Origin of the sequence: Robertmurraya sp. (assembly GCF_036676585.1) — a bacterium.
Taxonomy (GTDB): Bacteria; Bacillota; Bacilli; order Bacillales; family Cytobacillaceae; genus Robertmurraya_A.
On the sequence record NZ_JAKFCQ010000195.1, the window covers coordinates 1 to 7721 of the forward strand.

The window sequence follows — 7721 nt, forward strand, 5'->3', positions numbered from 1 at the left end:
GGCTATTTTGATCCGAAAAATCAAAGGCTCACCGGAAAAGGGATCACTGTTGGGGTCATTGATACAGGCATTGATTACAATCATCCTGACTTAAGACGAAGTTATAAAAGAGGCTATGATCTCGTCGATATTGATGATGATCCGATGGAGACAAAGGGATTGTACGGCCAAAGCACCTTACATGGGACACATGTGGCCGGCATTATTGCCGCTAACGGAAAAATCCAAGGAGTGGCTCCAGATGCGAAGATTATTGCCTATCGTGCGCTTGGTCCAGGCGGCTCGGGAACAACGGAACAAGTGCTTGCTGCGATTGATAAAGCCATCAAAGATAAAGTAGATGTCCTAAATCTATCGCTGGGAAACAATGTGAATGGTCCTGATTTACCGATATCGCTCGCATTGAATAAAGCGGTTGAAAACGGAATTGTCGCTGTAACCTCGTCTGGTAATTCTGGACCAAATATGTGGACGGTTGGTTCTCCTGGTACGGCGTCAAAGGCCATATCGGTTGGTGCCTCCACACCGATTTTAAAAGTTCCATATCTCACGATCGATGGAAGAAAAGATACATTAAGGCTCGAACCCATGCAGGGCTCGATTGATTGGAAGCTTGATCGGTCGTATGAAGTGGTATACGGGAAGCTTGGGAAAAAAGAAGACCTCGCCGATGTAGCAGGGAAAATTGCTCTTATTCAGCGAGGGGAACTTACTTTTTCAGAAAAAGCATGGTATGCACAGAATGCAGGTGCCGTTGCGGTGATTATTTTTAACAATATGAATGGAGAATTTATTGGAAACTTAGATCGTCCCATCGATATACCTGTGGCGACCATGTCCAAGCAGGTAGGTGGAGAAATCGTAGGATCAATGGCTAGCCAAAAAATACTTGCAAAAACAAATATAATAGAAGAAAAGGATTTGCTTGCCAGTTTTAGTTCGAGAGGACCGGTTACTTCCACTTGGGAGATTAAGCCGGATGTGGTAGCGCCGGGAGTAGCGATAAAAAGCACAATACCTGGTGGTTACCTAGCCCTTCAAGGAACAAGTATGGCGGCTCCCCATGTGGCTGGAGCAGCAGCTCTTATCAAGCAAGCTCATCCTGATTGGGGACCGGAAGATATCAAGGCTGCTCTCATGAATACGGCCATTCCTATTGTTGATGGAAAAAACGTTCCTTATAAAACGTACGAGCAAGGTGCTGGAAGAATAAGAATTCCTGAAGCCATCCAAACCGATACGCTCGTAAAGCCAGCTTCCCTACAATTTGGGAAGTTCAAGTTAGTAGAAAGGCAGCATGAGCATACACAACAGCTTACTTTTAAAAATGTAAGCAATCGTCGAATGACCTATCGATTCGAGGTTCCTCATCAAAGAGATGGGATACAGTTCGAACTGCCGCAATCTTTTTCGGTAGATGCGGGAAAAGAAAAGACGGTGAACGTTACGATGAGTGTGGATCCCAATGAACTTACGAAGAAGATACATGAAGGTCATTTGACCATCATGGCTGGCTCTCAAAGGGTGAGTGTCCCATACCTGTATGTATTGGAGGAACCAAACTACCCGCGTATTATGGGGTTTGAATTTGGTCCGGGAGATAAACAGGGTGTGTATCATTACGAAGTGTATTTGCCGGGTGGAGCAGATGAATTTGGAATTGCTCTCTTCGATCCAGACACGTATCGGTTCGTCAAATTCTTAGATTGGAAACGGAATGTAGGGAGAGGAATGCTGAAGATGGACATCCTGCCCGACCAACTACCAGAAAATGGATTATACTTAGCAAAGGTTTTTGCGAAAAAAGCTGGAAAAGAAGACATGGTTGAAACAGGGATTGCAGTCTCGAAAGTGAAAGAGCGGTAAGGAAAACAGGGAGCGAGAACAACACTCGCTCCATTTGCAATAGGAAAATAAAAAACTTTTTGAACATAATGTGAACGAGAATTTCTATTGTTTGAATTGTGAACTTTTTCACTCCAAACTAATTGACATTGACAAGTGCCTATTGTATGCTTACAAAGGGTATTAATGATAGGGTTTTCAACATGGGTACTGTATAAATATAGCTTTCCTAAACGAGCAAGTCCATAGTGAAAACATTATTCTATCTACCAGTCTCTTTAAAAGGACGTGCCTGAAATGAATCAAAAAAACCGTCGTCCATATCAAGCAATGGCGTTAATGTCGGGGATTCTTTCGCAGTTAGTAGGCTCCGTATTAATAGGCATTTTTGCCGGAAGATGGCTTGACCGTACACTGGACACCGAGCCGCTTTTTTTAATCATCGGACTACTCCTCGGATTAGCAGCTGGCGTATATGCCATGATCAGACTAATTCAACATTTCTTTTCAGGAGATAATAAGTGATGCCCGAAATACAATCGATCTACATCCGGCAACGAAAGTACATATTCTTCTTACTAGCTTTATACGTTCTAGGGTGGGGATTTACCTCATATCAAACTATTTTTTTAGGGCTTATTTTAGGTACGAGCTTAAGCCTTTTTAATTTGTGGTTATTGGCCAGAAGGACTATTAAATTCGGCGATGCGATAGCAAAAGGCGAAAAGGTCCGTTCCCTCGGCATGTTTTCAAGAATGGCGACAGCTGTTTTAGCGGTGATGATCACTCTTGAATATCCTGACAAGCTCCATTTGTATAGCGTAATTATTGGATTAATGACCTCATACGTGGTTATTATGATAGATTTTTTTCTTCAAGCATTTCATTCACATAAATAGCGGGGAAGAGAGGTGAATACTGTGCATCATGAAGCTCCTTTAAGAGAATTTATGGGCCTAACCTTTAACTTATCAAATGTCTTGATGATAACAATTGCTAGTGTGATTGTCTTTATCATCGCAGTGCTTTCCACTCGCTCATTGGCTATGAAACCAACGGGGATACAAAACTTCTTCGAATGGGTAATGGATTTCGTCAAAGGAATCATTAATAGTACAATGGATTGGAAAGATGGTGGAAGATTCCACATTCTAGGTATTACATTGATTATGTATATATTCGTATGTAATATGCTTGGACTTCCATTCGGAATTACTTATGACGGGACATTGTGGTGGAAATCACCAACAGCTGATCCAGTGATCACACTGACATTAGCAACGATGGTCGTCGGGCTTTCTCACTATTATGGTGTAAAGCTGAAGGGAGTAAAAGAATACGGTCGCGATTTCGTTCGACCAATGTGGTTCTTGTTCCCGCTGAAACTTATTGAAGAATTTGCAAACACCTTAACACTCGGGCTTCGTCTCTACGGTAACATTTATGCAGGAGAAATCCTTCTAACGTTACTAGCAGGAAGTCTAGCAACTGGAGTCGGCGGCCATCTCGCTGCGGTTATTCCAATGCTTGCTTGGCAAGGGTTCTCAATCTTTGTCGGCGCGATTCAGGCGTTTATCTTCACCATGTTAACAATGGTTTACTTGGCACACAAAGTGAGTCATGACCATTAATATATACCCGTTCATTTAATGAACAAAAAATAACAAAATCATGTTTATACATTTTAAGGAGGAACTTTATAATGGGTCTTTTAGCAGCAGCAATCGCAATCGGTTTAGCGGCACTAGGTGCAGGTATTGGTAACGGTCTTATCGTATCTAAAACAGTTGAGGGTATCGCTCGTCAACCAGAAGCTCGTGGTATGCTTCAAACAACTATGTTCATCGGGGTAGCGTTAGTAGAAGCGGTTCCGATCATCGGCGTAGTTATCGCGTTCATGGTTATCGGCGGTTAATATTAGGATTTTTAACAAAACAATGGCGAAGAACATATTACGTGCAGCTTCGCCATTCCTTTATGTTCATCTATTAACATTTGTAACGTTATAAATTGTAAGTGTACGACTCTTGAAGGGAGTGAGCAAGGGTGTTAACAAGCAGTCTAGTATTAGGTTCAGCTGGTGGTGGGTTTAATAGTGGAGATATCCTTTTCCAATTAGTAACTTTCATCATCTTGTTAGCATTACTTAAGAAGTTTGCATGGGGTCCGTTAATGGGCATCATGAAACAACGTGAAGAGCATATTGCTGGAGAAATTAATGCTGCTGAACAAAGTCGCGGTGAAGCAAAGCAATTACTAGAAGAGCAACGTACGCTTTTAAAAGAAGCTCGTACAGAAGCTCAAGGATTAATTGAAAATGCGAAAAAGCAAGGCGATGTACAGCGTGAAGAAATTATCGCGTTAGCGCGTGCGGAAGCAGACCGTCTGAAAGAATCTGCTAAGCTTGAAATCGAACAGCAAAAAGAGCAAGCGGTTGCTGCTATTCGTGAACAAGTAGCTTCATTATCTGTACTTATTGCTTCTAAAGTGATTGAAAAAGAACTTTCAACAGCAGATCAAGAGAAGCTAATCAATGAATATATCCAAGAGGCAGGAGAAGGGCGATGAGCAACTCGACTGTAGCGAAGCGCTATGCGTTAGCTCTTTTTCGACTAGCAAAAGAGCATCAACTTCTTGACCAAATGGAAAATGAAATGCGTGTAGTTAAAAATGTAGTAAAAAATAACGGCGACCTAGGTGTTGTCTTAAAGTCTCCTAAGCTTACGAATGAGAAGAAAAAGGAGATTATTAAACAGGCATTCTCTGGTGCTAGTGTGTACGTTCTAAATACGTTAATGATCTTAATTGATCGTCATCGTGAAGACTACATGGAAGCAGTAGCTGATTATTTTATTGAATTCGCAAATGATGAAAGAGGAATTGCAGAGGCGAAAGTGTATTCTACTCGTCCACTAACAGAAGCTGAGCAACAAGCATTATCTGCTACGTTTGCTGCTAAAGTTGGGAAGCAATCTCTCCGTATTGAAAATATTGTTGATACCAATCTGCTCGGCGGCATCAAGCTTCGAATCGGAAACCGAATTTTCGACGGTAGCTTGCGCGGAAAGCTTGAGCGCTTGGAACGTCAATTGTTAGGCTAAGATTCGTAGATAGGGGTGAAACTCATGAGCATCAATGCTGAAGAAATTAGTGCGCTGATAAAACAGCAAATCGAAAACTATCAGTCGGAAATTCAAGTGAGTGATGTAGGTACTGTTATCCAAATTGGTGACGGAATTGCTCGTGCTCATGGTCTTGACAACGTAATGTCAGGTGAGCTAGTTGAATTTTCGAACGGCGTTATGGGTATGGCGCAAAACCTAGAAGAAAATAACGTTGGTATTATCATCCTTGGACCTTTCACTGATATTCGTGAAGGTGACGAGGTTCGTCGTACAGGACGTATCATGGAGGTTCCAGTTGGTGAAGAGCTAATTGGCCGCGTGGTAAACCCTCTTGGACAACCGGTTGACGGTATGGGTCCAATCCAAACAACAAAATCTCGTCCAATTGAAGCTGGAGCTCCTGGTGTTATGGATCGTAAATCTGTACATGAGCCACTTCAAACGGGTATTAAAGCGATTGACGCACTTGTGCCAATCGGTCGTGGTCAACGTGAGTTAATCATCGGAGACCGTCAAACAGGTAAAACATCTGTTGCTATCGATACAATCCTTAACCAAAAGGATCAAAACATGGTATGTATCTATGTAGCCATCGGACAAAAGGAATCAACGGTTCGTAACGCAGTTGAAACCCTTCGTAAAATGGGTGCATTAGAATACACAATCGTTGTAACAGCTTCTGCATCTCAACCAGCTCCATTATTATACTTAGCTCCTTATGCTGGTGTAACAATGGGTGAAGAATTCATGTACAACGGAAAACACGTGCTAGTAGTATACGATGATCTTTCTAAGCAAGCTGCGGCTTACCGTGAATTATCACTATTACTTCGTCGTCCTCCAGGTCGTGAAGCATATCCAGGGGATGTATTCTACCTACACAGCCGTCTTTTAGAGCGTGCTGCAAAGCTTAGTGATGCAAAGGGTGCTGGTTCAATCACAGCTCTTCCATTCATCGAAACTCAAGCAGGTGATGTATCTGCTTATATTCCAACAAACGTAATTTCGATTACGGACGGACAAATCTTCTTACAATCTGACCTATTCTTCTCTGGTGTACGTCCAGCGATCAACGCAGGTCTTTCTGTATCACGTGTAGGGGGCTCTGCCCAAATCAAAGCGATGAAAAAGGTTGCAGGTACACTGCGTCTTGACCTTGCTTCATACCGTGAGCTAGAAGCGTTTGCTCAGTTCGGATCTGACTTAGATAAAGCAACACAAGCAAAGCTTAACCGTGGAGCTCGTACTGTTGAAGTTCTTAAGCAAGATCTTAACAAGCCGTTAAAAGTAGAGAAGCAAGTAATGATTCTTTACGCATTGACTAGAGGCCATTTAGATGATATTCCGGTAACGGACATCCAGCGTTTCGAAGGTGAGTTCTTATCTTGGTTAGACCATAACCGCAAGGAAGTGCTTGACCAAATCGTAACAACAAAAGACCTTCCAGCTGACGATGTATTAGTTTCTGCAATTAACGACTTCAAAAAGACGTTTGCTATTAGCGAGTAATTAATGAATGGGAAGAGGAAGACCGGTTCTTCCTCTTTCCCAAGTGTTTCACTTTGAAAACAAGGTGGTGAGAATCTGTGGCATCATTACGCGATATAAAATCTCGTATTACTTCGACGAAGAAGACGAGCCAAATTACAAAAGCCATGCAAATGGTATCTGCTGCAAAGATGAATCGTGCGGAAATGAACGCGAAAGCTTTCGTTCCTTACATGACGAAGATTCAAGAGGTTACTGCTTCGATCGCACAAGGAAGTAAGGGCGTGCAAAACCCATTGCTTACAAGCCGTCCGGTAAAAAAGACTGGGTATGTAGTCATTTCTTCTGACCGTGGTCTTGCGGGTGCATACAACAGTAACGTGCTAAGGCAGTTATTTAATACAATTAAAAGCCGTCACAAATCAAACGACGAGTTTGCGATTATCGCAATCGGACGTGTTGGCCGTGACTTTTTTAAGAAACGCAATATGCCGGTTATTCTGGACATCATTGGAGTTCCAGATCAACCAAGCTTCGCTGAAATAAAAGACATCGCATCAAAGACCGTTGGCATGTTTGCTGATGAGACATTTGATGAGTTGTACCTATATTACAGCCACTACGTAAGTGCGATTCAACAGGATGTAACGGAGAAGAAGCTTCTTCCACTAACTGATATTAAATCAGAAGGGAAACTTACATCTTACGAGTTTGAACCATCTGCGGAGGAAATTCTTGATGTCCTATTGCCACAGTACGCGGAAAGCCTAATTTATGGCGCCCTTCTTGACAGTAAAGCAAGTGAGCATGCTGCAAGGATGACTGCTATGAAGAATGCAACAGACAACGCAAATGATCTAATCAGCAACCTAAGCCTTGTCTACAACCGTGCACGTCAAGCGGCAATTACACAAGAAATTACTGAGATTGTTGGTGGAGCAGCGGCACTAGAATAGCGGAAGCGGCTTGACCAGCTCCGACAGGCATAAGACGAAAACCGCAAGAGGTCCTGACCTCTGGAGGGTTTTGGCTTATGACCCCGAGGAGCTAGCCGCTGGAGCTGGACACCGAAACACAATACCATTCTTCTATGGACCTGATATCCATAGATTATATTTGCTAAGTTTTATGAAGTATTAGGGAGGGAACACAATGACTAAAGGACGCGTTCTTCAAGTTATGGGTCCGGTTGTTGACGTAAAGTTCGAAAGCGGTCATCTACCACAGATCTATAATGCACTTAAAATTGTAAACAACGCGCAG

At 42.6% G+C, this 7721-nt stretch carries 10 protein-coding genes; all 10 read left to right on the plus strand.

Annotation, left to right across the window (positions count from 1 at the left end; genetic code table 11):
- Window positions 1-1866 (plus strand): S8 family serine peptidase (locus ACGLXV_RS24165; protein ID WP_391560636.1); only part of this gene is annotated, 1866 nt, incomplete at its 5' end.
- Window positions 1867-2142: 276 nt separating this feature from the next.
- Window positions 2143-2370, plus strand: a complete 228-nt coding sequence (locus ACGLXV_RS24170; RefSeq protein WP_340905937.1) for an AtpZ/AtpI family protein — start codon at window positions 2143-2145, stop codon at window positions 2368-2370.
- Window positions 2370-2744, plus strand: coding sequence for an ATP synthase subunit I (locus tag ACGLXV_RS24175; protein ID WP_119710253.1), 375 nt, complete (start codon window positions 2370-2372; stop codon window positions 2742-2744). Before ACGLXV_RS24170 ends, ACGLXV_RS24175 begins: the two co-directional genes overlap by 1 nt.
- A 21-nt stretch (window positions 2745-2765) precedes the next feature.
- Window positions 2766-3476: a F0F1 ATP synthase subunit A gene (atpB, locus tag ACGLXV_RS24180; protein ID WP_119710252.1), complete on the plus strand. Its 711-nt coding sequence runs from the start codon at window positions 2766-2768 to the stop codon at window positions 3474-3476.
- Window positions 3477-3547: 71 nt separating this feature from the next.
- Window positions 3548-3760: a F0F1 ATP synthase subunit C gene (gene atpE / locus ACGLXV_RS24185; RefSeq protein WP_066059974.1), complete on the plus strand. Its 213-nt coding sequence runs from the start codon at window positions 3548-3550 to the stop codon at window positions 3758-3760.
- Between the two features lie 131 nt (window positions 3761-3891).
- Window positions 3892-4413, plus strand: a complete 522-nt coding sequence (locus tag ACGLXV_RS24190) for a F0F1 ATP synthase subunit B (protein ID WP_119710251.1) — start codon at window positions 3892-3894, stop codon at window positions 4411-4413.
- A complete protein-coding gene (locus ACGLXV_RS24195) occupies window positions 4410-4946 on the plus strand; it encodes a F0F1 ATP synthase subunit delta (protein ID WP_391560637.1) in 537 nt (178 codons plus the stop codon). Before ACGLXV_RS24190 ends, ACGLXV_RS24195 begins: the two co-directional genes overlap by 4 nt.
- Window positions 4947-4970: 24 nt before the next feature.
- A complete protein-coding gene (gene atpA, locus ACGLXV_RS24200; protein ID WP_119710249.1) occupies window positions 4971-6479 on the plus strand; it encodes a F0F1 ATP synthase subunit alpha in 1509 nt (502 codons plus the stop codon).
- A gap of 77 nt (window positions 6480-6556) precedes the next feature.
- Window positions 6557-7414: a F0F1 ATP synthase subunit gamma gene (locus ACGLXV_RS24205; protein ID WP_119710248.1), complete on the plus strand. Its 858-nt coding sequence runs from the start codon at window positions 6557-6559 to the stop codon at window positions 7412-7414.
- A 196-nt stretch (window positions 7415-7610) separates the two neighbouring features.
- On the plus strand, window positions 7611-7721 hold a 111-nt coding region (locus tag ACGLXV_RS24210; RefSeq protein WP_391560638.1), incomplete at its 3' end, for a hypothetical protein.

Bases quoted from the DNA above. Each gene is read 5' to 3' on its own strand.
- ACGLXV_RS24170 (WP_340905937.1), top strand. From the start codon at position 2,143: ATGAATCAAAAAAACCGTCGTCCATATCAAGCAATGGCGTTAATGTCG.
- atpE (WP_066059974.1), top strand. From the start codon at position 3,548: ATGGGTCTTTTAGCAGCAGCAATCGCAATCGGTTTAGCGGCACTAGGT.
- ACGLXV_RS24195 (WP_391560637.1), top strand. From the start codon at position 4,410: ATGAGCAACTCGACTGTAGCGAAGCGCTATGCGTTAGCTCTTTTTCGA.
- atpA (WP_119710249.1), top strand. From the start codon at position 4,971: ATGAGCATCAATGCTGAAGAAATTAGTGCGCTGATAAAACAGCAAATC.
- ACGLXV_RS24175 (WP_119710253.1), top strand. From the start codon at position 2,370: ATGCCCGAAATACAATCGATCTACATCCGGCAACGAAAGTACATATTC.